Below are 2,204 nucleotides of genomic sequence, written 5' to 3'. Positions count from 1 at the left end.
CGACGATGGCGTGGCCGCCGTAGGCCAAGTGGACGCGGATCTGGTGGGTGCGGCCGGTTTTGATGGTGACGTCGAGCAGGCTGTAGCCATTCAAGCGCTGCGCCACCTTGACCAAGCTGATGGATCGCTTGGCTTGATCGGCAGAAGGATCATTCGGATTGGGAAGTGCTCGAACCCAGCGCTCGCCATCGCTGCCTATGAACTTCAGCAAGGGCACGTCGATGACTTTTTTGTTGTCGGCCCAGTCGCCGGCCACCAGGGCGGCATAGGTCTTGCCGGTCTCGCGCTCGCGGAACTGCTCCTGCAGGACGACCAGGGCGCTGCGTTTCTTGGCGATCAGCAGCAGGCCCGAGGTTTCCTTGTCCAGCCGGTGCACCAGTTCCAAAAACTTGGCCAACGGCCGGGCCTGGCGCAATTGCTCGATCACGCCGAAGCTGACGCCGGAGCCGCCGTGCACGGCGACGCCGGCCGGCTTGTTGATGGCGAGCAGGTGCTCGTCTTCGAACACGATCTCGAACTCGCGCGCCGGCACATAGTCGGGCCGCTCAAGCACCCGTTCGGGCAATCGCACCGGCGGCACGCGCACCTCGTCGCCCAGCTCCAAACGGGTGTCGGCATGCGCGCGGCCCTTGTTGACGCGCACCTCGCCGGCCCGAATGATGCGGTAGACATGTGTCTTGGGCACGCCCTTGAGTTCGCGCAACAAGTAGTTGTCGAGGCGCTGGCCGGCCGAGTTCTCGTCCACCTTCACCCGGCGCACGGCCGGCGCTGCTACTTCGACAGCAAGCGGATTTGCGCTCCGAGTAGTTGGCGCGCGCTCACTGACCGCCCCTGCCCTACTGCGGGTTTGTGTGGCGGCCGGCGCTTTGGCTTTAGCCCTTATAATGTTGCTCACCACGTTATAGCCGTAAGTATTTGATTTATCTGATTTTACCTGGGCCATGGCCACAGGCGGTTTTACTGAAATCAAGACCGAAACCTAGATAGATCAGTGGCGAACAGGTGGCATATCAAGCGCTAGTTTGCGCCCGGTATGAAACAAATAGGTGATGCAACGCGCCGCTGCCGGAAGCGGGCCTTGTCCCCATGTGACAAGGCGGCTTCGGGTGTGGTGCGGTAGAGCATGACAGATAGAGCCACGCCGAGACTGGGCTTGCTGCGATTGAGCACAAGCGTAGTTTGGGTACAGACAAGGTATTTGAAAGGCATGAGGTTGGTCGCAAAAACGTCGCAAAAACGCGTACCGGCCTCTGTCTAGCGTCCAACAGTCCTCGCGGATGATTGCCACTCCCCTCACCCCCCACCGCCCTCAAACACAGCCCCGGCCAACCGCCGGTGAGGCTGTGCGCGCCGCCGTGGCCGGGCCGCCCAGCATCACCGGGCGCATGCCCGGGCTGGGCGTATATGGGAATGGCCAGCCGCGCCGCCTGCTGAGTCGCACGCGCCAACGCTGAATTGCTGATCGCACGCCGACCCAGGCAGCGATCAAATTCAGTCCAGGGCGATTCCTTCCTCGGTTCATCCAGATTGCTCGTGCATCGATGTGTTGCCGCGGCGGCTTTCGGGCTGCTTTGGCAACGTGTTGTAGCGCGCTCAAAGGCTTTGGCCCCGAGCGCACAAGGAGTAATCAAGCAATGAAACGCATGTTGATCAATGCGACGCAGGCAGAAGAGCGTCGCCTGGCCATCGTTGATGGCCAAAAACTGATGGACTTCGAGACCGAAATCGAAGGCCGTGAACAGCGCAAGGGCAATATCTACAAGGCCGTTGTGACCCGCGTCGAGCCCTCGCTCGAGGCCTGTTTTGTCGACTACGGCGAAGACCGCCACGGCTTCCTGCCCTTCAAGGAAATCGCTCGCCAATACTTCCGCGAAGGCGTGGACGTGCGCACCGCACGCATCCAGGACTGCATCCGCGAAGGCCAGGAACTGCAGGTTCAGGTCGAAAAAGAAGAGCGCGGCAACAAGGGCGCGGCACTGACGACCTTTGTCTCGCTGGCCGGCCGTTATTTGGTGCTGATGCCCAACAACCCGCGCGGCGGTGGTGTTTCGCGTCGCATCGAGGGCGAAGACCGCGAAGAGCTGAAAGAAAACCTCGACCAGCTCGAGTACCCCAAGGGCATGAGCCTGATCGCCCGCACCGCCGGCATTGGCCGTTCGGCCGCCGAGCTGCAGTGGGACTTGAACTACATGCTCAAGCTCTGG

2 protein-coding genes are annotated in these 2,204 nt (G+C 61.6%); one reads left to right on the top strand and one right to left on the bottom strand.

Annotated features, from left to right (window positions below; all coding sequences use genetic code 11):
- A partial coding sequence (locus RMO57_RS03815; protein WP_321170840.1) for an RluA family pseudouridine synthase occupies window positions 1-760 on the bottom strand: 760 nt, incomplete at its 3' end.
- Window positions 761-1,634: 874 nt separating this feature from the next.
- Here RMO57_RS03815 and RMO57_RS03810 point away from each other — a divergent pair.
- Window positions 1,635-2,204: ribonuclease E/G (locus RMO57_RS03810; protein ID WP_310384382.1), on the top strand; the 570-nt coding region annotated here is incomplete at its 3' end.

Origin of the sequence: Roseateles sp. (genome assembly GCF_031397715.1) — a bacterium.
GTDB lineage: Bacteria > Pseudomonadota > Gammaproteobacteria > Burkholderiales > Burkholderiaceae_C > Paucibacter_A.
Note: the sequence above shows the minus strand (reverse complement) of the source record. Positions and strands in the feature narration are given on the sequence as shown.